Annotated in this window: 21 protein-coding genes; 10 read left to right on the top strand and 11 right to left on the bottom strand. The window is 63.1% G+C overall.

Annotation, left to right across the window (positions count from 1 at the left end; all coding sequences use genetic code 11):
- Positions 1–42 precede the first annotated feature (42 nt).
- Positions 43–1,428 (top strand): DEAD/DEAH box helicase, encoded by a 1,386-nt coding sequence (locus tag R2E40_RS10605; RefSeq protein ID WP_252475816.1) that lies wholly within the window; start codon positions 43–45, stop codon positions 1,426–1,428.
- A gap of 64 nt (positions 1,429–1,492) precedes the next feature.
- Here R2E40_RS10605 and R2E40_RS10600 read toward each other — a convergent pair whose 3' ends face one another.
- The 4 genes from R2E40_RS10600 to R2E40_RS10585 form a co-directional block, all read right to left on the bottom strand.
- A complete protein-coding gene (locus R2E40_RS10600) occupies positions 1,493–1,930 on the bottom strand; it encodes an acetyltransferase (protein ID WP_135319637.1) in 438 nt (145 codons plus the stop codon).
- A 7-nt stretch (positions 1,931–1,937) separates the two neighbouring features.
- A complete protein-coding gene (locus tag R2E40_RS10595; protein WP_060389525.1) occupies positions 1,938–2,429 on the bottom strand; it encodes a GNAT family N-acetyltransferase in 492 nt (163 codons plus the stop codon).
- Positions 2,430–2,462: 33 nt separating this feature from the next.
- On the bottom strand, positions 2,463–2,795 hold the full coding sequence (locus R2E40_RS10590; protein WP_011706244.1) for a YnfA family protein: 333 nt from the start codon (positions 2,793–2,795) through the stop codon (positions 2,463–2,465).
- 162 nt (positions 2,796–2,957) lie between these two features.
- The gene (locus tag R2E40_RS10585) at positions 2,958–3,803 is read right to left on the bottom strand and encodes a DUF5718 family protein (protein WP_318165442.1); all 846 of its coding nucleotides are present in this window, start codon (positions 3,801–3,803) and stop codon (positions 2,958–2,960) included.
- A 355-nt stretch (positions 3,804–4,158) separates the two neighbouring features.
- Between R2E40_RS10585 and cyaB the strand changes: the two genes are divergently transcribed.
- The 5 genes from cyaB to R2E40_RS10560 all read left to right on the top strand — a co-directional run bounded on the left by cyaB (position 4,159) and on the right by R2E40_RS10560 (position 7,632).
- Positions 4,159–4,731, top strand: coding sequence for a class IV adenylate cyclase (gene cyaB, locus R2E40_RS10580; protein WP_318165441.1), 573 nt, complete (start codon positions 4,159–4,161; stop codon positions 4,729–4,731).
- On the top strand, positions 4,728–5,120 hold the full coding sequence (locus R2E40_RS10575) for an NUDIX domain-containing protein (protein WP_318165440.1): 393 nt from the start codon (positions 4,728–4,730) through the stop codon (positions 5,118–5,120). Before cyaB ends, R2E40_RS10575 begins: the two co-directional genes overlap by 4 nt.
- Before the next feature lie 169 nt (positions 5,121–5,289).
- A complete protein-coding gene (locus R2E40_RS10570) occupies positions 5,290–5,796 on the top strand; it encodes a GNAT family N-acetyltransferase (protein ID WP_041217453.1) in 507 nt (168 codons plus the stop codon).
- A gap of 268 nt (positions 5,797–6,064) precedes the next feature.
- Entirely contained in the window at positions 6,065–7,183 is a 1,119-nt protein-coding gene (locus R2E40_RS10565; protein WP_194759633.1) for a glycerol dehydrogenase, read from the top strand.
- A gap of 116 nt (positions 7,184–7,299) precedes the next feature.
- Positions 7,300–7,632 (top strand): antibiotic biosynthesis monooxygenase, encoded by a 333-nt coding sequence (locus R2E40_RS10560; protein WP_318165439.1) that lies wholly within the window; start codon positions 7,300–7,302, stop codon positions 7,630–7,632.
- Between the two features lie 175 nt (positions 7,633–7,807).
- Here R2E40_RS10560 and pdxY read toward each other — a convergent pair whose 3' ends face one another.
- From pdxY to R2E40_RS10545, 3 genes are all read right to left on the bottom strand, one after another.
- A complete protein-coding gene (gene pdxY, locus R2E40_RS10555) occupies positions 7,808–8,671 on the bottom strand; it encodes a pyridoxal kinase PdxY (protein ID WP_318165438.1) in 864 nt (287 codons plus the stop codon).
- 521 nt (positions 8,672–9,192) lie between these two features.
- Positions 9,193–9,948 carry a DUF429 domain-containing protein gene (locus tag R2E40_RS10550; RefSeq protein WP_318165437.1) on the bottom strand — a complete coding sequence of 252 codons (756 nt, stop codon included), beginning with the start codon at positions 9,946–9,948 and terminating at the stop codon, positions 9,193–9,195.
- Positions 9,949–10,026: 78 nt separating this feature from the next.
- The gene (locus R2E40_RS10545) at positions 10,027–10,590 is read right to left on the bottom strand and encodes a VC2662 family protein (protein WP_318165436.1); all 564 of its coding nucleotides are present in this window, start codon (positions 10,588–10,590) and stop codon (positions 10,027–10,029) included.
- A gap of 318 nt (positions 10,591–10,908) precedes the next feature.
- Here R2E40_RS10545 and R2E40_RS10540 point away from each other — a divergent pair, with 318 nt between their 5' ends.
- From R2E40_RS10540 to ybcJ, 4 genes are all read left to right on the top strand, one after another.
- On the top strand, positions 10,909–11,259 hold the full coding sequence (locus R2E40_RS10540; protein ID WP_011706254.1) for a phasin family protein: 351 nt from the start codon (positions 10,909–10,911) through the stop codon (positions 11,257–11,259).
- A gap of 93 nt (positions 11,260–11,352) precedes the next feature.
- The gene (locus tag R2E40_RS10535; RefSeq protein ID WP_318165435.1) at positions 11,353–13,137 is read left to right on the top strand and encodes a class I poly(R)-hydroxyalkanoic acid synthase; all 1,785 of its coding nucleotides are present in this window, start codon (positions 11,353–11,355) and stop codon (positions 13,135–13,137) included.
- Positions 13,134–13,538 (top strand): MaoC family dehydratase, encoded by a 405-nt coding sequence (locus R2E40_RS10530; RefSeq protein ID WP_318165434.1) that lies wholly within the window; start codon positions 13,134–13,136, stop codon positions 13,536–13,538. The genes R2E40_RS10535 and R2E40_RS10530 overlap by 4 nt, the downstream gene beginning before the upstream one ends.
- A gap of 190 nt (positions 13,539–13,728) precedes the next feature.
- A complete protein-coding gene (gene ybcJ, locus R2E40_RS10525; RefSeq protein ID WP_318165433.1) occupies positions 13,729–13,962 on the top strand; it encodes a ribosome-associated protein YbcJ in 234 nt (77 codons plus the stop codon).
- A gap of 150 nt (positions 13,963–14,112) precedes the next feature.
- Here ybcJ and R2E40_RS10515 read toward each other — a convergent pair whose 3' ends face one another.
- The 4 genes from R2E40_RS10515 to R2E40_RS10500 all read right to left on the bottom strand — a co-directional run bounded on the left by R2E40_RS10515 (position 14,113) and on the right by R2E40_RS10500 (position 21,292).
- Entirely contained in the window at positions 14,113–14,586 is a 474-nt protein-coding gene (locus R2E40_RS10515; RefSeq protein WP_026141405.1) for a DUF4442 domain-containing protein, read from the bottom strand.
- A 165-nt stretch (positions 14,587–14,751) separates the two neighbouring features.
- Positions 14,752–16,503, bottom strand: coding sequence for an ABC transporter transmembrane domain-containing protein (locus R2E40_RS10510; protein WP_318165432.1), 1,752 nt, complete (start codon positions 16,501–16,503; stop codon positions 14,752–14,754).
- 109 nt (positions 16,504–16,612) lie between these two features.
- A complete protein-coding gene (locus R2E40_RS10505) occupies positions 16,613–18,349 on the bottom strand; it encodes an ABC transporter transmembrane domain-containing protein (RefSeq protein WP_318165431.1) in 1,737 nt (578 codons plus the stop codon).
- A gap of 141 nt (positions 18,350–18,490) precedes the next feature.
- A complete protein-coding gene (locus R2E40_RS10500; RefSeq protein WP_318165430.1) occupies positions 18,491–21,292 on the bottom strand; it encodes a response regulator in 2,802 nt (933 codons plus the stop codon).
- Positions 21,293–21,324 lie beyond the last annotated feature (32 nt).

Here is a 21,324-nt window from a genome sequence, read left to right as displayed (position 1 = left end):
ATCCGCTGAGCCCAAGGCTCACCAGAGGAGTCTCTCTCGAACATGTCATTCAACGAACTGGGTCTGTCTCCGCACATCCTGCGGGCCGTCAAGGAGCTGGGTTACGAACAGCCAACCCCCATCCAGCAACAAGCCATCCCCGCCATTCTGGCCGGACAGGATGTGCTCGGCGGCGCCCAGACAGGCACAGGCAAAACGGCCGGTTTCACCCTGCCCATGCTGCAGCGCCTGCTGGCCAACCATGGCCGTGGCCGCCGTCAGGTGCGGGCCCTGGTGCTGACCCCGACCCGCGAACTGGCTGCCCAGGTGGGTGAGAGCATCATCAAATATGCCCACCACCTGCCGTTTCGCACCCTGATCGCCTACGGCGGCGTCAGCATCAAACCCAATCTGGACGCCATCAAGCTCGGCATCGACATCCTGGTGGCCACTCCTGGCCGTCTGCTGGATCTGCTGACCCAGGGGGCGCTGACCCTGTCCGAGCTGGAAGTGCTGGTGCTGGACGAAGCGGATCGTATGCTCGACATGGGCTTCATCGTCGACATTCGCCGCATCATGAAGGCACTGCCGGCCGAACGGCAGACCCTGCTGTTCTCCGCCACCTTCTCAAACGAGATCAAGGCGCTGGCGGATGATCTGCTGAGCGACCCCACCTTGATCGAGGTGGATCCCAGCAACACCGCCGCCGAGCAGGTGACCCAGCGCATCATCCAGGTCGACCGGGAACGCCGCCGCGAGCTGCTCTCCCACATGATCGGTCGCGGCAACTGGCAGCGGGTGCTGGTGTTCGTGCGCACCAAGCAGATCGCCGATCGCCTGGCCCAGCAGATGCAAAAAGACGGGCTCGATACCGTCGCCATCCACGGCGACAAGAGCCAGGGTGCCCGCAACCGGGCGCTGGCGGATTTTCGGGAAGGCAAGGTGCGGGTGCTGGTGGCGACCGACATCGCCGCTCGCGGCCTCGACATCGATCAGCTGCCCCACGTGATCAACTTCGAACTGCCCCAGATGGCGGAGGATTACATCCACCGCATCGGCCGCACCGGCCGCGCCGGCCGTGGCGGCGAGGCCATCTCGCTGGTGAGCCAGGACGAACTGGGCCAGCTCAAGGGCATAGAGGCGCTGATCGGCCAATCCCTCTCGGTGGAGATCCTGGAAGGGTATGAGCCGAGCGGCAAGCCGAGCCGGCAGACCCTGCCGGGCAGCAAGCCGGTACAAAATCCGCCGCGTGCCCGTGGCGCCGCCAATGCCAAAGGTGGCAACGGCAAATCCGCCGCAGGCAAGAGCAAGGCGAAGAGCGATGGCGGCAAGAAGCCTGCCCCAGCCCGCAAGCGGGAAGTGGTGGGCGAGGATATCGGCTTTACCCCCATGCGCCGCCTGCCCAAGGCCCAGCGCGACGACTATCAGGACAACTCCAACGAGGAGTAACAGGCCGTCCTGATCACGTCATAAACAAAAAACCGCCCGAGGGCGGTTTTTTACTGGGCCGGTGTCACTGGCCTGCCAGTGTCATATGCAGCAACGGATAGGGCTTGCCCTGCCCGTCCAGTGGCGAGCGCCCCACCACCTCGAAGCCCAGGTGGCGATAAAAGCCGAGTGCCTGCTCATTCTGCTCGTTGACGTCCACCCGGGTCGCCCCCAGCCGGGCGATGGCATCGGCCACCAGCAGGCGACCCACCCCGCCCCCGCGCAGCGCCGGGTCGATGAACAGCATCTCGATGTTGCCCTCGTGCACCCCGCAAAAGCCGGCGATACCCTGGTCGTTGCGGGCGCAGGTGAGGGTCACTGCGTCAAAGTAGTGTGCCAAAATGAGCTCGCGCAGGGTGGCGATCTCCTCATCCGGCAGAAAATGATGGGTAGCGCGCACCGACGCCTCCCACAGTGCGATCAGGGCCTGATAATCCCCGCGCGATGGCTGTTCCAGTCTCATATCGTACTCACTCAACAGATTGATTGTTTGGAGCCTGTCCGGCCGGCGCCATGGCGTCGACCTGCTTGAGGACAAACCCCTTCTCGATGCCGGCCTTGAAGCCGAGCGATGCATAGAGCCGGTGGGCCGCCTCGCGCCCCTCCCCCGACAGCAGCATCACCTTGTAGCAATCCTGCTGCCAGGCGAGCGCAAGGGCATGGGTCAGCAACTGCCGGCTGATGCCCCGGCGCCGAAACGCAGAGGCCGTCACCACGTGCTCCACCATGCCAAACGGCCGGCCGCCGTTGGTCAGGGTCGCTACCACGCCGAGCTGGCAGGTGGCAGCCAGCTGGCCATCCACCTCCGCCACCAGCAGGTGAAGATGAGGCTGCGCAAGCAAGGCCGTCAGCGCCGTGCGGGCAGCGTCCGGCGCAAGCGCAGGGTCATGGGGGCGCAATTCCCGATAGAGTGCCAGCAGACCGGCCATGTCCTGCAGGGTACAGGCCCTGATGAGCGTCATCCCTCTTCTCCTTGAGCTGCGAGCGGCGCGGTTTCACGCCTCGCGGGGGGCAAACATGATGATGGCCATGCCGCACAGGGCCACCAGCGACCCCACCAGATCCCACAGGCTGGGCCGGATGCCGTCCACCAGCCAGAGCCAGAGGATGGCCACGAAGATGTAGACGCCGCCGTAAGCGGCATAGACGCGCCCGGCCGCGGTCGGGTGCAGCGACAGGAGCCAGGCGAACAGCATCAGGCTCAACCCCGCCGGCAGCAGCAGCCAGACGCTGCGCCCCTGGGTCAGCCAGAGATAGGGCAGATAACAGCCCAGGATCTCGGCCAGCGCCGTCACCAAAAACAACCCCATGGTTTTCAACTCGCCCATCGGATACCCCATTATTCAACAACGTGTTCGGCAAAAAGAGTAATGGTAAGCCAAATGGCCGGGTCGGGTAAGCGGGATCAGGCAACAAACGCGAGGGGGGAAGGATAGCGGATGCAATGCGCGGCCGGCCTCCCCCCGCCAGCACGGGGGAAGGCCAGGTCATCAGCGGGTCTTGACCGCCTGCAGCAGGACAGACAGATCCGGCCCGAACTGACGGGTGCGAATGGCCTCGCGGATATCACTTTCGCTATAACGGCTGGCCGGATAGAGCAGCACGCAGGCGGTGTCGCCGGGCTTGAGGAAGTGGGTCTCGCCAAACGGGGTATAGCGAGTGGCCCCGATGCTGATGAGGGCATGGGCCGGACGCCCGGCCTGGGCCAGCAGCCCCTGGATGTGCTCGGCCGGCCCCTCGTCCTGCTGATGGTTGAACTTGTCGATGGCCCACGTCAGCAGCTGGCCGTGGAAGTAGCTGTAATCCACCGCCGCGCTGTCGACCCCGTAGGGGTGCAGCTCGCCGTCCCGCTCCAGATAGCAGGCGATACGGTAGTCATCGAGCTCGCAGCCGGCGGCGAAATGGGAAAGAGGCAGCATCGCGGGGGCCAGCCCCTTGCTCTCTTCACCCCAGTTCTTCTTCTCGCTGATCTTTTTGGCGTTGGGACGGCGGATGGAGCAGTCGTTGTAGGCACCAAAGGCGCGCGGGTGGATGGCCACCACCTGCTCCCCCGCGTACTCCAGTTCGCACCAGAGCGCCACTTCCGGCTCTATCTGCACCTTCTCATCGCCGCTCACCGCTGCTTCCGGCAAGAAGATCGCATCTCCGCTCAAGGGGAAGACGCCGAGCTCGCCGGGGTGGCCTGGCACGTAGAAGGGGAACAGCGCCTTGGGGGCGCTGGTGTCGCGCACCACCACTGCCACGAAATCCGAGGCCTCGCCGGCCTGCTCCAGATGACCGGCGAAATTGCCCGCCACCCCGAGTCCGATAAACTTGCTCTCTGCTGTCACTTGCATCTTCTCACCTGCCTCATGCCAAAGCGAAGGCAGCGGCCCGGCACAGGGCGGCTGCCACAAACGTGGCGAGGATTAAAACACAGGGATCTGCCCTCGCCCAGCCTGCACGCCCCATCCTGTGCGCCAGCGCGAACTTTTGCCGGCCGCTCGGCGAGCTTGTGAACAACCGTCATGCCCGAACTGGCTCGACCGTGTGCGCCGCTGCCCTTGATCACGGCGACAGGCTGCGCATTGATCAACCCTGCGCCCCGGAAACAGATCGTTTCCACATCCTGCCGCCTTGCCCCTTGGGCCCGCCCGCCAACTTTGCTAGGCTGCCCGCCATGCCAATCTGCACACTCAAGGATGCCTGTCGATGTCAGCACAGCACTTTCAGGGCCGCTTCGAGGTCGAGTTCAAATACAGGCTCGGCGATGTCGAGGCCTTCACCACTGCCCTCGCCGCCCTCAATCCCGAGGTGATGCTGGAGCGCAACCAGGAGCAGGACACCTACTTCGACACGCCGGACCGCAGCCTGAGCGCAGCGGGCAAGAGCCTGCTGATCCGCGCCATGCAGCCCTCCGGCATCCGGCTCTGGATCGTGAAGGGGCCCGAACCCGATCGCTGCGAGGCGGTCAACATCACCGACGCCGACAAGGCCATCAGCATGCTGCACACCCTGGGCTACCAGCCGATACTGACCCTTCGCAAAGTGCGCAGCATCTATTTCGTCGGCCCCTTCCACGTCACCTTGGATCACCTGGCGGGGCTTGGCGATTTTGCCGAGCTGGCCATCATGACCGATGACGAATCCTTGCTGCCAGATTATCGCCAGCAACTGCTGTCCCTGGCCGCCCAGCTTGGGCTGGACCCCGAACGACTGGAGAGCCGCTCCTATCGCACCCTGTGTGAACAAGCCACCACCCCCTCACCAGAGAGACGTTCATGATCGACAAACTCGCCTGGCTGACCTTCAAGGATCAGCAACTGCTCTGTGCCCGCTCCCACGGCAAGCACATCTACTACATTCCCGGCGGCAAGCGCGAAGCGGGAGAGAGCGACGAGGCGGCGCTGATGCGCGAAATCGAGGAGGAGCTGGCCGTGACCCTCAAGCCCGATACCCTGGCGTTTGCCTGCGAGTTCAGCGCCCAGGCCGACGGCAAGCCGCAGGGGGTCAACGTCAGGCTGCGCTGCTACACCGGTGAGGCTGACGGCACTCCCGTCGCCTCGGCGGAGATCGCCGAGCTGCGCTGGCTCGACAGCCGCCATATGGCCGAGCTCTCGCCGGTTTCCCGGCTGCTGTTTGCCTGGCTGGTCGAACAGAAGCTCATCCGCTGAGGGGAACCCGCCTGAAGGGCGTGATCGGGCGCACCCGGCGAGCGACAACGACTTGAAATTGGCGGCAGAAACGGCGAGTCTAGCCAGTCATCCTGCCGCCGGTCCCGTTGGCGGCAGGCGCCACGGCAGACCGGGCCGGCGGCGTGAACTTCGTTGACAAGGACTCCTGATGGACATAGTTGAGGTTGATACCACCCAGGGCATCAAACCTGCCCTCATCACTTTGCTGCAAGACAGCGTCGCCAGCGGCGCCTCGGTGGGCTTCCTGCCGCCGCTGACCGAAGAGCAGGGGCTCGTCTATTGGCAGGGCATAGAGACGGAGCTGGCCGCGGGCAGCCGCCGGCTCTGGGTCGCTTTCCTGCAACACCAGCTGGTCGGTGCCCTCCAGCTCTCGCTGTGCACCAAGGCCAATGGCCGTCACCGCGCCGAGGTGGAAAAACTGATGGTGCACAGTCTGCACCGTGGCAAGGGGGTCGGCCGTGCCCTGATGGCCAGCATGGAGCAAGGGGCCAAAGAAGCCGGCCGCAGCCTGTTGGTGCTCGACACCAGGGTGGGCGATGCCGCCTCCCGCCTCTATCGCCAGCTCGGCTATCAGGAGGCGGGCCAGATCCCCGCCTTTGCCCGCAGTGCCGACGGCACCCTGGCAGCCACCCTCTTCTTCTACAAGCAGCTCTGAGCCGCGCACCGCCTTCGCTTCGCACGCCTCTACTCTGCATGCCTCTACTCTGTATGCCACCGTGCGCCCTCCCCATGGAGGGCGCGTTGCGTTACCCTCCTGCCCGCAAAAAAACAATCAAAATAGCATCAAGATTAATTTTGAATCTGCTATAGCCCCATTTGTATATGATTGTTCCTTCACCTCACGCCAGACGAGGCGTATGGTGTGGCAGAAAGACCCGTTTGCATACCAATCGGATGCCGCTCACTGCCTTGAGGAATACTGCATGCCTATCCTGCCTCGTACCGTCACCTCCCCCAAAAAGTTCATCATCGGCCACGATCTACTGCCCCAACTCCATGATCACGTAAAAGATTTCGGCGACAACGCCCTGCTTGTCAGCGACGAATTCATTCTGGAGAGGGTGCGGGAAGAGGCGCTCGCCGGCCTGCTACAGGCAGGCCTGAAGGGGACGGTCGAGAAGTTCAACTACGAATGCACCGACATCGAGATCCGCCGCCTGTGTGATCTGGCCGAACAACAGGGGGCCAATGTCATCGTCGGCATCGGCGGCGGCAAGACCCTGGACGTCGCCAAGGCGGTCGCCTTCTACCTACGCCGCCCGGTGGTGCTGTTTCCCACCATCGCCTCCACCGATGCCCCCTGCACTGCCCTCGCGGTGATCTACAACCCGGCGGGCGAGTTCGAGCGCTATCTGTTCCTGCCCCAGAACCCGGATGTGGTGATCGCCGACACCGCCATCATAGCGGCGGCCCCTGCCCGCTTCTTCGCCGCCGGTGTGGGCGATGCGCTCGCCACCTACTTCGAGGCCCGTGCCTGTTACCGGGCGGACGGTATCAATCTCGTGGGCAAGCGCCCCTCCCGCACCGGTCTCGGGCTGGCCCGGCTCTGCTACGAGCTGCTGGGGGAGAACATCGAGCTGGCGATGGACGCGGTGCGCCACCATGTCACTACCCCGGCGCTGGAGCAGACCATCGAAGCCACCATCTATCTGAGCGGCGTGGGCGCCGAAGCGGGCGGCCTGGCGGCGGCTCATGCGGTCAACAACGGCATGTCGGTGGTGGCGGATCTGCACCGGGCCCAGCACGGCGAGAAGGTGGTGTTTGGCCTGCTCACCCAGCTGGTACTCGAGCGCGCGCCCCAGGTCGAGCTGGACGAGGTGATGCGCATCATCCAGCTGGCCGGCCTGCCCATGACCCTGCAGGAGATGGGGCTGAGCCGTTTCGTGGAGAGCGAGTGGCGCCAGGTGGCCAAACTTGCCTGCGATCCCCTCGACACCATGGGCAACATGCCTATGAGCGTCAGCGAGCAGGATGTCTACCACGCCATGATCGCGGCCAACGCCATGGCCGAGCGCTACCGGGCCCGTCACCCACGCGCCTGATCAGCACTCAAGCAAAGCCGTGATCACAGCGACAAGGCCGGCCCCAGCGGCCGGCCTTGTCATTCCCTGCCCAACCTGCTGCAATGGCCCCTTTATCCTTGGGACAAGGAGTCACCATGATATTGGAAGTCGCCCATCTGCAGGTCATCCCCGATCAGGCTGCCGCCTTCGAGCAGGCATTCTCCCAGGCCCAGCGCATCATCAGCACCATGCCGGGCTACGGCGGACACCAGCTCCAGCGCTCGCTGACCGATCCCCACCGCTATCTGCTGCTGGTCCACTGGCAGCGCCTCGAAGATCACACCCAGGGCTTTCGTGGCTCACCCCAGTACCAGCAGTGGAAAGCCCTGCTCCATCACTTCTACGATCCCTTCCCCACGGTCGAGCACTACCAGCAGGTAGTATTCGATGAGGCAGAGCAGCGGGAACAGGGCAACGGCCAGATCTGAACCGGATGCCCGGCGTCAGGACCAAGGTGACGGCTGAGGCGGCATTGCCTCGCTCGGTGTGCAAGCAGATAAGTGGCGCAGCGGGGAGCTGGTAACTGATAGATGAGGAAGAGTGATCAGGGGGCCAAGCTGGGCGCGGATCATCCGCGCCCAGGCCCTCCCCCTGATGGCCAGATCAGGCCAACCGTTCGGCCCGCGCCTTGATCAGGGGGGTGGCAAAGGCCTCCTGGGCCGCGATCAGCTGCAACTCATAGGCATCGGCCTGCCAGGTGTGCAGCAGTACCGCATCCACCGCCGCATTGGTGCGCTCGAACGCGCTGACGGCATCGTAACCCGCCTGCAGATTGGCCAGCATCAGCGCACTGATGAGATCCCCCACGCCCACTGGCTGGCGGGCAAACTCGTAGAGCGGGCGGTCGATCAGATAATCCCCCTCGGGGGTGGCCAGCAGCATCTCGAAACGACCCGGCTCGCGAGCGGCACGTCCAAGATGCTTGACCAGCACCATCTTCACACCGCGTGCCAGCAGCTGATGGGCGGCGGCCCGCGTCTGCGCCAGATCGGTCAGATGGACGTCGCACAGGGTCTCCAGCTCCAGCAGATTGGGGGCCATGATGTCGGCCGCCGGCAGCGCCTGCTCGGTCAAGAAACGGGTCACGCCAGGGGCGACGATGCACCCTTTCTCCGGGTGGCCCATCACCGGATCGCAGAAATAGATGGCGGCAGGATTGGCTGCCTTGACCGCGGCCACCACCGCCAGGATCTCGTCCCCCTGCTCCGCCGAGCCCAGATAACCGCTCAGCACGGCGTCGCAGTGGGCCAGCACCTCGATATTCGAGAGCCCCTCGCACAGGGCGCTGATATGCCCTGCAGGCATCGCCATTCCTTGCCATCCGGCCGCATATTGGGTGTGGTTGGAGAACTGCACCGTGTTGATGGGCCATACCTCCATACCGAGACGGCGCATGGGAAACACGGCGGCGCTATTGCCGGCACAGCCGAACACCACGTGGGACTGGATAGAGAGAATGCGTTTCATCGACATCACCGCAGAGAAGAGTCAGGGGAAAGGCGCAATATATCGGATGAAGATATTGATCTTCCACCCTTGATCAGCACAAACCCTTATTTGGTCGGCAAAATCCTCGATGACGCTGGTTGCCATCGCCATCACCGGCCCCCTCTTTACTGACATGCCGCAGCTTGCAACCGCAAACATGGCCGACGTGGTCTGATAAAGTGAAACAAAGCTATTGCTTGATGGCATATGAGATTAATAAATGGGCTTTTGGTGCGCAGAGCCATGTGATGACGAGTAAACAAGCGGGTGCCTGTGGCAGCCCTGGCCCTCGGCCAGCAAGGCAGCAAGGCAGCAAGGCAGCAAGGCAGCAAGGCAGCAAGGCAGCAAGGCAGCAAGGCAGCAAGGCAGCAAGGCAGCAAGGCAGCAAGGCAGCAAGGCAGCAAGGCAATGTAGTGGAAGGAGGCAACGGCGTCGGTGCAAGTGAAGGTATCACCAGACAGCCAAAGGCCGGATCGGGCTGGTCGGCCCGATCCGGTTCATCAGGGACGAGCGAAGTGGTAGACCCAACCCTCGTCCAAAGCCATCTCCGCGGGCGGCGCCACCAGTGCCGGCAGCAGGGAGACGCTCCCCTTGGTGGCGTATTGCAGCGCCATCAGGGCGCAGATGGCGGCATCGTACCGATCGGTGCCTGCCGTCACATCGGCCGGCAGATGCGCCAGCAACTCCGCACGCACTGCCGATGCCTTGCCCCCCACCTTGGCAAGAGCGGGATAGACCTCCAGCACGGCGCGATCGGCCTGTGGTTGCTGCTTGGGCACCAGCTGCAAGTCGGCCAATCGGGGCAGCATGGCGAGCGCCAGGGTCGCGTTGTTGCCGAGCCTGTCGAAGGTGGCCGAGAGCGGCTTCTTGCCATATTGCCGGTGCAGCCAGCGCTCGCAGTCCCGATAGGCATAAAGGTTGTCTATCTCGCGCTGGGGCACGGCGCACTCGGTCGCCCTCCCCGCCAGCAGCTCGCCCAAGGCGCGAGGAAACGCCAGCGGCGCGTCGATCCCCAGCGCCAGCTGCGGGCAGGCCAGCACCTGCAGCAGGTGGATCTCGTCGTGCAGTGCCGGGCGCAGCAAGGCATCCAGATCCGGCGCGACCCGTGAGCTCAGTCGAAACAGGGGCGATACCCCAAACCAGTGCAGCCGCTGTTCACGCGCCTGCCACCCCACCACGGCCACCGCCTGGGCACTGCCCTGCCAGCCTCTTACGTCCCAGCCGATGCCGATGGCATCTATGTGTTCCATTGTCATGCCAGTGTCACCTCTGCACGCTATCAATGCAGCACAGGGTAATGGCTGGAGCCCCTAAAGCAAGGTTGGCGGCGCGGCTTAGAAGGATTTCTTGAAATTGATCAGCGGCAAGATGGGGAAAATCCCGTTCTCGGCGTAGTTGGCGAGGCCAATCTGCAGACCGTCCAAATGCTTGGTGGCGTTGATGAAGCCCAGCTGGAAGGTGGTGCGCTCGGCATAATTGACGAAGCCGACGTTGGCCAGGGCATTGCCCTTGGCGATGTTGACGGCCCCCCAGTTGAGGCCCTGCACATTGTTGGTCAGGTTGACGAAGCCAAGGTTGACGCCCTTGTCCTGACCCTCGTGCCAGTTGACCGCGTTGATCGCCACCCCGCCAAATTGGTGGCGTACCCGGCCGGCACCGAGGAAGATGCCAAGCTGCAGACCGGTGAATTGATCCACGTCGGAGAGGGCGAAGACCGGCAGATCGATCCCCTTCACCTGACCGGTGCGCCCATAGAGAACAGAGGCTCTGGCCCCCTCGACCTGATGGGACGCGGGCAGATTGACGCCGGGCAAGGAGAGCTGGACAGGGGTACTGGCGTGGGCAACGCCACCAAGGGCAGCAGCCCCCAGGGCAAGCAGCAGGCGAGCAGGTTTCATCGATGCATTCCTCAAGACTCAGGGAGTGGCGTCAGCCTACCAGCCCCGCGACCTGGGAACGAGACCCGACGGACGTGGCTGCGTCACCCCTCGTCTGAATCGGACCAATCAAACTGGACAGACCAGAATCAATATTTCGCCAAAAATTAACATTTATATTATTTACATCAAGCCTCATTTGATAACACAATGCCTAAACGTGCGTTTGAACAGAGCAAACGACACGTGACGACTTAAGGATGTAGTCGAACGGATGTAACCGAAGAATGGGCCCATCGGCCTTTTGCAATACCCTTCTGCCAACCACGGAGACACGCGATGAATATGGACGTAATCAAGACCTTTACCGAGCAGATGCAAGGCTTTGCCGCCCCCCTCACCCGTTATAACCAGCTGCTGGCCAGCAACATCGAACAGCTGACCCGGCTGCAGCTGGCCTCCGCCAACGCCTATGCCGAGCTGGGACTGAACCAGCTGCAGGCCGCCGGCAAGGTGCAGGATGCCCAGAGCCTGGCGGCCCTCGGCACCGTCCAGCTGGAGACCGCCAGCCAGCTCTCCCGCCAGATGCTGGACGACATCCAGAAGCTCAACACCCTCGGCCAGCAGTTCAAGGACGACCTCGACGCCCTGGCTGCCGACGGCATCAAAAAGAGCACGGGCAAGGCCTGATATCCCCCTGGCTGCCCGCGACGGGCAGCCACATCTCCCCATGCTCCGTCACGACAGGCTCGCCCTGCGCCGGGGATGGGTGAAGGAGAGAACATGAGCCAATCATCTTACGGCCCGCTGTTCGAGGCCCTGGCCCACTACAACGACAAGCTGCTGGACATGGCCAAGGCGCAGACCGAGCGCACGGCCCAAGCCCTGCTGCAGACCAATCTCGACGATCTCGGCCAGGTGCTGGAACAGGGTAGCCAGCAGCCCTGGCAACTGATCAATGCCCAGATGAACTGGTGGCAGGATCAGCTCAAGCTGATGCAGCACACCCTGCTAAAAAGCGCAGGCCAGCAGAGCGAACCGCTCATCGCCCCCGAGCGCAGCGATCGCCGCTTCAAGGCCGACGCCTGGAGCGAGCAGCCCATTTATGACTACCTCAAGCAATCCTATCTGCTGACCGCCAAGCACCTGCTGGCTTCGGTGGATGCCCTCGAGGGGGTGCCCCAGAAGAGCCGGGAGCGGCTGCGTTTCTTTACCCGCCAGTACATCAACGCCATGGCCCCCAGCAACTTTCTGGCCACCAACCCTGAGCTGCTCAAGCTGACCCTGGAGTCTGACGGCCAGAATCTGGTGCGCGGGCTGGCGCTGCTGGCCGAAGATCTCGAGCGCAGCGCCGATCAGCTCAACATCCGGCTGACCGACGAGTCCGCCTTCGAGCTGGGGCGGGATCTGGCGCTAACGCCGGGCCGGGTGGTGCAGCGCACCGAGCTGTATGAGCTCATTCAGTACAGCCCGACCACGGAAACGGTGGCCAGGACGCCGGTGCTGATCGTGCCACCCTTCATCAACAAGTACTACATCCTGGACATGCGGCCCCAGAACTCCCTGGTGGCCTGGCTGGTCGCCCAGGGCCAGACGGTGTTCATGATCTCCTGGCGCAACCCGGGTCCAGCCCAGGCCGACATCGATCTCGACGACTACGTAGTGGACGGTGTCATCGCCGCGCTGGATGGCGTGGAGGCGGCCACCGGCGAGCGGGAAGTGCACGGCATCGGCTACTGCATCGGCGGTACCGCCCTCTCCCTGGCCATGGGCTGGCTGGCTGCCAGACGCCAGAAGCAGCGGGTTCGCTCCGCCACCCTGTTCACCACCCTGCTCGACTTCTCCCAACCGGGAGAGCTTGGCATCTTTATCCACGAGCCCATCATTGCGGCGCTGGAAGCCCAGAACGAGGCCAAGGGCATCATGGACGGGCGCCAGCTGGCGGTCTCCTTCAGCCTGCTGCGGGAGAACAGCCTCTACTGGAATTACTACATCGACAGCTATCTCAAGGGGCAGAGCCCGGTGGCGTTCGATCTGCTGCACTGGAACAGCGACAGCACCAATGTGGCGGGCAAGACCCACAGCAGTCTGCTGCGCCGGCTCTATCTGGAGAACCAGCTGGTGAAGGGGGAGCTCAAGATCCGCCACACCCGCATCGATCTCGGCAAGGTGAAGACCCCGGTGCTGCTGGTCTCGGCCATGGACGATCACATCGCCCTCTGGCAAGGGACCTGGCAGGGCATGAAGCTGTTCGGTGGCGAGCAGCGCTTCATCCTGGCTGAATCGGGCCACATCGCCGGCATCGTCAATCCGCCGGACGCCAACAAGTACGGCTTCTGGCAGAACGACGCCGAGGCCGCCAGCCCGGAGGCGTGGCTCGCCGGCGCAAGCCACACCCCAGGCTCCTGGTGGCCGCAGATGGCAGCCTTCATCCAGAGCCGGGAAGAGGATCCCGCCCCCCTTCCCGCCCGCATCCCGAGTGAAGGGCTGGAAGCGGCCCCCGGCAGCTACGTCAAGGTACGGCTCAACCCGGTCTTTACCCAGACCCCCGAGGAGGAGCCAGCATGAGCACGCTTCCCTTCGAGGTGGGCCAAAAGGCCAGCCTGACCAACCGGTTCGGTGCGGCAGAGGTCGAGGCGTTTGCCGGGTTGTCGGAGGATTTCAATCCGCTGCACCTGGATCCCGCCTTCGCCGCCACCACGCCGTTCGAGCGCCCCATCGTGCACGGCATGCTGCTGGCAAGCCTCTTTTCGGGGCTGCTGGGCCAGCAACTGCCGGGCAAGGGCACCGTCTACCTCGGTCAGAGCCTCGCCTTCAAGCAGCCGGTGTTTGTGGGGGATGAGGTGACGGCAGAGGTGGAGATCATCGCCATGCGCAGCGACAAGCCCATCATCACCCTGGCCACCCGTATCCTGACGGCCACCGGCGCCATCGCCGTCAGCGGTGAAGCCGTGGTGAAGTTTGGCTGAAAAGGGGTTTGCCCCATGATCTCAGTCAGCCCGGCCACTGCCGGGCTGACTGCTATGGTGTGCGCCCCCAAAATGGTCTTGCAAGCCACAATTGCCTTCAGACAGGCGCCCTTGCCCTTTCCTTGACGGCCCGAACTGCCTAGAATAACCGCCCTGCTGTTTCAGCCATTCATCCACTAGAGGATTTCCCATGGAGACGTTTCTGCTCGAAGGCCACCCCTTCGTTGCCTTGTGCGACCTTATCAAACATCAGGGTTGGGCCGATTGTGGCGGTGCGGCCAAGGCGCTGGTCGCCGAAGGGCTGGTAGAGGTGGACGGTCAGGTCGAGACCCGCAAGCGCTGCAAGATCGTGGCCGAGCAAGTAGTCAACTTCAACGGCATGAAAGTGGTCGTGAAAGAAGGCGTCAACCCCGAGATCCTCTGACTCCCGACGCTCTGCCACGCAAATGCTACCCAGCACAGTGGCCGAGCAAGTGGTCAACTTCAACGGCATGAAAGTGGTCGTAAAAGAAGGCGTCAGCCCCGAGATCCTCTGATCTCGCTTGAATAAGGGCGCCGACGCGCCCTTTGGCATTCAGCTGGCCTTGATCGACAGGGTCAGTACGAAGCGCGCCATCGCCTCATCCCCGTTCAGTGAGGGACAAGTGGCCACCACCCGGATGGGGCGATTGATGCGCTGACCGCTGGCCAGCGACTCGTCGATCATGGCGTCGATCTCCTCCCCGGCCGCGCAGTCAAACTGCACATCCCCCTCGGGCCGTTTCAAAAACTCCCCCTGCACATCCTTGAAGGCGAAGTGCACCTTCTTGCGCCGCTGCCGCCCCTTCTCCATCACCAGCAGACCGCCCACCAGATCGGCGCCGGTCGCCAGCGCGCCGAAGTACATGCTGCCCAGGTGGTTGCGGGTGCGCCAACCGAGCGGGATGCGAATGCGCAGCGCCTTGGCACTCATCTCTTCGATGACGGGGGCACAAAATCCGATGACGGGGATATAGCGCCAGGCAAAAAGCCGCAGCGCCAGGTTGGCCTTCAAACGTTGCAAATCCATATGCGAACTGATCCGATGAGTTGATGTAAACAACATGTTGCCAGCATGGCTGGCGTTCGACAAGGATGCGGATCACGCTTGCCGTCATTTCCTCTCATCAAAAAAGAGGGAACCGCACCGGTTCCCTCTTTATTCCATCTTACTGGTTCACAGCAGATGCACTGGTCAGGCCCGCTTCTCTTCAAGCCAGGCGCCCTGGCTCTGCATCTCGAACAGCTGGGCATAATGGCCGCCCAGCGCCATCAGCTTGCCATGAGTACCCCGCTCGTTCACCTGACCGCGAGAGAGCAGCAGGATCTCGTCCGCATCGACGATGGTCGAGAGGCGGTGGGCGATGGCGATGGTGGTGCGACCGCGGCGCGCCGCCGCCAGCGCCGAAGAGAGGGCCAGCTCGGTCTGGGAGTCCACGCTGGCAGTCGCCTCATCCAGAATGAGGATGCGCGGATCCCCCACCAGGGCACGGGCAAAGGAGAGCAGCTGGCGCTGGCCGGCGGAGAGGTTCTTGCCCCCCTCCTCCATCAGGGTGTTCAAACCCTCCGGCAGGCTCAGCACGAACTCGGCCAGTTGCACCTCGGTCAGCGCCTGCCACAGGCGCGCCTCGTCAATGCCGTCGCGACCAAGGCGCAGGTTTTCCGCCAACGTCCCAACGAAGATGAAGGGATCCTGCTGGACCAGCCCGATGCTGCAACGCACCGCCGAGAGCGACAGGCTCGCCATCGGATGATCATCGAAGCGGATGAGGCCCTGATCCAGCGGGTAGAAGCCCATCAACAGGCTGATGATGGTGGACTTGCCGCTGCCAGTGTGACCCACCAGCGCCAGCATCTGGCCCGGTTTGGCGGTAAAGCTCACGTCGCGCAGCACCTGCTGCTCGCCATCATAGGAGAAGCTCACCCGCTCGAAGCTCACCTGTCCCTTGAGCTGGCGCATCTCGCCCTCGGTACTCTCGCGGGTTTCATCGAGCAGGGCAAAGACCCGCTCCCCGGCCACCATGGCCTGCTGCAACTGGTTGAGCTGGTTGGTCATCTCGATGAGCGGCTCGATCATCCGCCCCAGATAGCTGATGAAGGCGTAGAGCACCCCCACCTGGATGGCGCCTTCCGCACTCAGCCCCTCGCGGGCAAACAGCGCCAACAGGCCGATCAGCACCATCATGTAGAAGAGATCGATGAGCGGGCGTAGCAGGATGCCGTTGATCTTGAGGCTCTTGAGGCGCGCCGCCCAGTGCTGCTGATTCACCTCGGCAAAGGCGTTGGCGAAATGGCGCTCCTGCACCATGGCCTGAATGACCGGCATCCCCTGCAGCGATTCGTTGAGGCGGCTGTTGATGTCGGAGAGCAGGCTGCGGGTCGCCCGCACCACTGGCACGCTCAGTTTCTGATAAAGCCACATCACGCCGCCCACCGCCGGCAACAGACAGGCGCACACCAGCATCAGCCGCAGATCCAGCAGCGCCATGGAGATGAGGATGCCGCACAAGAGCACCACCTTCTGCACCAGCAGCCCAATCACCTGCACATAGAGGTTCATGATCGCCTCGGTGTCGTTGGTGATGCGCGAGATGAGCGAGCCGGAGCGATGCTGGTCAAAGTAGCTGGCCGGCAGCCGGATGGCGGTGGCGAACACCTGCTCGCGCAGCCGCTGCACCACCGCCTGGGCGATGCGGTTGAAGCGCAGGGATTGCAGGTAGAAACCAGCCGCAGACAAGACCTGCAGGCCGAGATAGCCGGCGGCGATGGCCGCGATGGCGGGCCACACCAGCTGGCGCGGCGCCAGGTAGTCGTCGATGAACAGCTTGATGAGCAAGGGACCGGCCACTTCGGCGCCGGTGGCCAGCAGCAGGCAGATCCCCGCCTGAATGAGCCAGCGCGGATAACGGGCACAGTACCCGAGCAGTCGTTTGATGGTCGGGTTCACAGGCGCTCCTCCACGTCTTGTTTCAGCCGCTGATGATGAGGCACCAGGCCGACATACCAGTACTCAGGCTCAGCGCCACACAGAATGAAGGTACTCTTGATGAGTGGGCTCACAGGCTCTCCTCCACGTCTTGCTCGAGACGCTGGTAACGCACCATATCCGCATACCAGCCGTTGTGGGCCATCAGGGCGCCGTGGCGACCCCGCTCACTGACATGGCCCTGATCCAGCACCAGGATCTCGTCGGCCTGCTCCACCGCCGTCATCCGGTGGCTGACCAGGATCAGGGTACGCTTGTGGGCCTTGAGGGCGTGCAGGATCTGCTGCTCGGTGTGGGCATCCACCGCAGAGAGGGCATCGTCGAGCACCAGGATGGGTGCCTCCAGCAGCAGGGCTCGGGCGATGGCGAGCCGCTGTTTCTGACCGCCGGAGAGGGTCACCCCCTTCTCCCCCACTTCGGTCTCATAGCCTTTGGGGAAACGGCTGATGTCGTCGTGCACGCAGGCGATGCGCGCCACCCGCTCAATCTCCTCCCGGCTGGCATCGGGGCGGCCGAGGGCGATGTTGGCGGCAATGGTGGTGGAGAAGAGAAACGGCTCCTGCGGCACATAGGCAAACTGACCGCGCAGCTCACCCAGCGCCAGCTGCGAGATGAGCACCTCCCCCATGCGGATCTCCCCCGCGGTGGGGTTGGCCAGTCGCATCAACAGCTTGAGCAGGGAACTCTTGCCCGCGCCGGTGCGCCCGACGATCCCCAGCATGCCGCCGGCTTGCAGGATGAAATCCACATTGCGCAGCAGGGTGCGCTGCTCGAGCTGGTAGCTGAGCGCCACGGCGCGCAGCGGAAAGGCCGAGGCCAGCGCCACCGGATGGGCCGGCTCTTCAATGTCGCTGCGCTCGCCGAGCAGGCTTTCGATCCGCGAATAGGCGGCGCTGCCACGCTCGATGATGTTGAACAACCAGGCGATGGCGAACATGGGCCAGATCAGCTGGCCGAGGTACATGGTGAAGCTGGTGAGCTCCCCCAGGGTCAACTCGTCACGCAGCACCAGGGCGCTGCCGCCGGCCACCGCCAGAAAGTAGGAGCAGCCGATGCAGAGGTAGATCACGGGATCGAACTTGGCATCGATGCGGGCCACCGCCATGTTGCAGGCGCCCGCCTCCCGGGTCAGCTCGGCAAAACCGTGATCTTCAAGCGACTCCACCGCATAGGACTTGAGCACCCGCACGCCGGAGAGGGCCTCCTGGGTCTTGTTGTTGAGCCGGGAGAAGGCTCCCTGTGCCGCCTTGAACTCCTTGTAGATCTGGGTACCGAAGCGGTTCATGAAAAACGCCATCACCGGCAACGGCAACAGGGAGAGCAGGGTCAGCTGCCAGGAGTACTGGCTGCACATGATGGAGAGCACCAGCACCCCGACGATGATGGAGTCCACCAGGGTCAGCACCCCTTCCCCGGCGGTCATCTCCACCGCCTGGATGTCGTTGGTGGCGTGGGCCATCAGATCGCCGGTACGGTGGCGCTGATAAAAGTCCGGACTCATGCGGGTGAAGTGGCTGAACAGCCGGTTGCGCAGCACATAGGCGAGCCGATAGGAGGCGCCAAACAGCATGACCCGCCACACGTAGCGCAGCAGATAGATGAGCAGGCCAAGACCAAACAGCCCGGCCAGATAGCCTGTCAGGGTTGCACTATCAAGGGACCCTTTGGCAATGCCATCCACCACCCAGCCCACCACCTTGGGCGGGATCACGGTCAACAGGGCCACCATCATCAACAGGGAGATGGCGATCAGGTAACGCCGCCACTGCTCCTTGAAGAACCAGCCCAGCCTTGCAAATACGCTCACGTAGATATCCTTTGTCGCGACCGGCCCAGGGCCGGCGCCCATCACGGGGAAACTCAATGCAATCGCCCCCGACTGGGGGCGATACGAAGGGGTCATGATAGCCTGAAGCAAGCGGCTTGAGAATTATTGCTATTTCACCTGTTACAACAAGCGATCATCACGCTGTCCGAAGCCTGCGTACGGTGTTTCATGCTGCTCCCCGGTGAGCAGGAAGTGGGACACCTCCTCCCGGGTCAGACTGAACACCTGTTGCAACTGCTCCAGATCCTGCTCGGTCAGCTCCTCCTGCTGGCGCAACCGCCACTCCAGCTCACCGGCCATGATCTGCAGACGGGAGGCGGAAATATTGGCGGAGACCCCCTTGAGGGTATGCAGCAACCGACAGGCGATATCGGGCTGCTGACGACGCAGGGCGGAGCGGATCTCCCACAGGTCGTCCTTGTGCTCCGACATGAACAGCTTGAACAGGATCTGCAGCGCCTCCTTGTCCTGCTCCAGCCGCCTGAGGGCATCCTCCAGATCCAGCACCCCCATCAGATCGGGCGGTTTCACCTCGAGCGGCACCCGCCGCTCGCCACTGGCACTCTTCACCCACTGCAGCAGGTTGTTGTAGAGATCGAGCTTGCTAACCGGCTTGGTGACATAGCCGTTCATGCCGACCCCGAGGCAACGCTCCCTGTCTCCCGGCATGGCGCTGGCGGTCAGGGCGATGATGGGTACATCGTGCTTGTCGACCATCTTGCGGATCTGGCGGGTGGCATCCAGCCCGTCGAGTACCGGCATCTGCAAGTCCATCAGGATCACGTCGAAGGGCTGCTCGGCCACCCGCTCGACCGCCTCCCGGCCGTTGCCCACCACGGTCACCAGGGCATCGACCCGGCGCAGGTATTCGATGATGAGCTGCTGGTTGACCCGGTTGTCCTCGGCCAGCAGTACCCGGATGCCTTGCAGCAGCTCGCGAAAATGCTGCTGATCCCCCTGCGCCTCGGCCTGACGGAACTGCTGATCGTGGGAGCTGCCGTTGAGCAGCTCGTCCACCTTGGCCAGCAGGGCATTTTCGGTCATCGGCTTGGGCAGGAAGTGGGTCAATCCCATGCTCTCCATCCGCCCATGCAGTCCCTCCTTGGCCCAGGCACTGGTCATCAGGATCGGCAGACGGCGCCACTGGCTGTGCTGATACATCTCGAGCGCCAGATCCAGACCGTCTTCCTGCCCCATACGCCAGTCCAGAATGGCCAGCCGGATATTCTGCCCCTCTTCCCGCAGCACCTGGCGGGCCCGGGAAAGGCTGTTGACCGCCATCACCCTGGCACCGGCCCGACCCAGGATATCCTTGGCCAGATCCAGCACCAGCTCGTTGTCATCCATCACCAGCACCAGCGGCTGATGTTCGAAGAAGACCCGCCGCCCGGAGACGCCATAGACAGCCTTGGTCATGGGGATCTCGAACTGGAAGACCGAGCCCGTTCCCGGCTTGCTCTGTACCGTGATCCGGCCCCCCATCAGTTCGACCAGACGCTGGGAGATGTTCAGACCCAGCCCGGAGCCGCCGTATTTGCGGGTATTGCCTGCCTCCAGCTGGGTGAAGGGCTGGAACAACTGGGCCTGTTTCTCCTCGGCGATGCCGATGCCGGTGTCACGCACACTGAAACGCACCTGCATGGGGTGCTGGTTGACCAGGGTGATGGCCACCTCCACCTCGCCCCGCTCGGTAAACTTGATGGCGTTGTTGACCAGATTGACCAGCACCTGGCCGAGGCGCAGCGGATCGCCGCGCAGAAAATCCGGCACGGCCGGAGACTTGTTGATGATGACCTCGACCTGCTTGCGCTCGGCCAGATCGGCAAACATGCCGGCCAGCGAGTCGATCTGCTCGCTCAGATCGAAGTCGATCTCCTCCAGGGTCAGCTTGCCGGACTCCACCTTGGTCAGATCCAGAATGTCGTTGATGAGCAGCAGCAGGGTGTCCGACGAGGATTTGATCTTGCTGAGGTAGTCCCGCTGCTGCTGATCCAGCTCGGTCTGCAGTGCCAGCGAGCTGAACCCGATGATGGCGTTCATAGGGGTGCGGATCTCGTGGCTCATGTTGGCCAGAAAGTCACTCTTGGCCTGGGCCAGCAAGCCAGTCTGGCGCGACAACTCGCTCAGCTTCTGGTTGCGCCGCCACAGGGTCACCGCCACCAGCCCGAAACAGAGCATGGCCCCCCCCAATACCATCAGATAGAAGCGGCTCTTGAGGGAGGAAGCCTGCTCCATCTTGCTCTGCTTCCAGAGTGACAGCCCCTCCAGTTCGTGCATGTCGATCACCTGGTTGCGCAGCACGTGGTACTCCACCACCTGATGGCTGACATCCTCGCTCAGCTGGGCCAATCCTGCTACTTCGGGATGGGCGGGATAGGCCGTCTTGAGGCGGCGCTGCAGGGCCTGCAGCCGCAGCTGCTCGCCCTTGTCCCAGCTGCGCTTGAGGTAGTGACTGAGCTGGGCCAGTTCGGTCAGGTCGATGGCAAGCGGAGAGTCTGCCGGCAAGGTGGCCAGCAAGCCGTTGAGCTGCTTTTGAAAAGGCTGCTCTATGTACTCGATCGCCATCTCCATGGAATAAAGCTTGGCCAAGTCGAGTAAATAGCTGTCGATGTCGTGCAACAGGGATTGGGAGTGGGGATTGTCGGCAGAATCGGGATCGTTGCGCACCTGGCGCACGAAACTGTCGAGGTTGCTCGACAACTGGTTGAGACGTTGCTGTACATTGCCGTCGTTGGCCTTCTCGCGGCCAAGCAGATAGACAGTGTCGGTATTGACCCGGTTGAGGATCAACTCTGCGGCAACGCTGAGCTCGGAGGCCTTCTGCTGCTGGCTGAGCAGCTGCCAGCAATAGCCGGAAAACGCCAGCAGCGATACGATGATCAGGCTAAGCACAACACGATTGACCCGTGTCACATTATTCATCCCGTCTCGATTCTCATGTCATGGCCACGCAT

The sequence above is a fragment of the Aeromonas sp. CD genome (assembly GCF_033349375.1).
Classification (GTDB): domain Bacteria; phylum Pseudomonadota; class Gammaproteobacteria; order Enterobacterales; family Aeromonadaceae; genus Aeromonas; species Aeromonas hydrophila.
The sequence above is the reverse complement of the archived record's forward strand: the minus strand, read 5'-3'. Positions and strand labels throughout refer to the sequence as shown.

Bases quoted from the DNA above. Each gene is read 5' to 3' on its own strand.
- R2E40_RS10605 (WP_252475816.1), top strand. From the start codon at position 43: ATGTCATTCAACGAACTGGGTCTGTCTCCGCACATCCTGCGGGCCGTC.
- R2E40_RS10600 (WP_135319637.1), bottom strand. From the start codon at position 1,930: ATGAGACTGGAACAGCCATCGCGCGGGGATTATCAGGCCCTGATCGCA.
- R2E40_RS10595 (WP_060389525.1), bottom strand. From the start codon at position 2,429: ATGACGCTCATCAGGGCCTGTACCCTGCAGGACATGGCCGGTCTGCTG.
- R2E40_RS10590 (WP_011706244.1), bottom strand. From the start codon at position 2,795: ATGGGCGAGTTGAAAACCATGGGGTTGTTTTTGGTGACGGCGCTGGCC.
- R2E40_RS10585 (WP_318165442.1), bottom strand. From the start codon at position 3,803: ATGCAAGTGACAGCAGAGAGCAAGTTTATCGGACTCGGGGTGGCGGGC.
- cyaB (WP_318165441.1), top strand. From the start codon at position 4,159: ATGTCAGCACAGCACTTTCAGGGCCGCTTCGAGGTCGAGTTCAAATAC.
- R2E40_RS10575 (WP_318165440.1), top strand. From the start codon at position 4,728: ATGATCGACAAACTCGCCTGGCTGACCTTCAAGGATCAGCAACTGCTC.
- R2E40_RS10570 (WP_041217453.1), top strand. From the start codon at position 5,290: ATGGACATAGTTGAGGTTGATACCACCCAGGGCATCAAACCTGCCCTC.
- R2E40_RS10565 (WP_194759633.1), top strand. From the start codon at position 6,065: ATGCCTATCCTGCCTCGTACCGTCACCTCCCCCAAAAAGTTCATCATC.
- R2E40_RS10560 (WP_318165439.1), top strand. From the start codon at position 7,300: ATGATATTGGAAGTCGCCCATCTGCAGGTCATCCCCGATCAGGCTGCC.
- pdxY (WP_318165438.1), bottom strand. From the start codon at position 8,671: ATGAAACGCATTCTCTCTATCCAGTCCCACGTGGTGTTCGGCTGTGCC.
- R2E40_RS10550 (WP_318165437.1), bottom strand. From the start codon at position 9,948: ATGACAATGGAACACATAGATGCCATCGGCATCGGCTGGGACGTAAGA.
- R2E40_RS10545 (WP_318165436.1), bottom strand. From the start codon at position 10,590: ATGAAACCTGCTCGCCTGCTGCTTGCCCTGGGGGCTGCTGCCCTTGGT.
- R2E40_RS10540 (WP_011706254.1), top strand. From the start codon at position 10,909: ATGAATATGGACGTAATCAAGACCTTTACCGAGCAGATGCAAGGCTTT.
- R2E40_RS10535 (WP_318165435.1), top strand. From the start codon at position 11,353: ATGAGCCAATCATCTTACGGCCCGCTGTTCGAGGCCCTGGCCCACTAC.
- R2E40_RS10530 (WP_318165434.1), top strand. From the start codon at position 13,134: ATGAGCACGCTTCCCTTCGAGGTGGGCCAAAAGGCCAGCCTGACCAAC.
- ybcJ (WP_318165433.1), top strand. From the start codon at position 13,729: ATGGAGACGTTTCTGCTCGAAGGCCACCCCTTCGTTGCCTTGTGCGAC.
- R2E40_RS10515 (WP_026141405.1), bottom strand. From the start codon at position 14,586: ATGGATTTGCAACGTTTGAAGGCCAACCTGGCGCTGCGGCTTTTTGCC.
- R2E40_RS10500 (WP_318165430.1), bottom strand. From the start codon at position 21,292: ATGAATAATGTGACACGGGTCAATCGTGTTGTGCTTAGCCTGATCATC.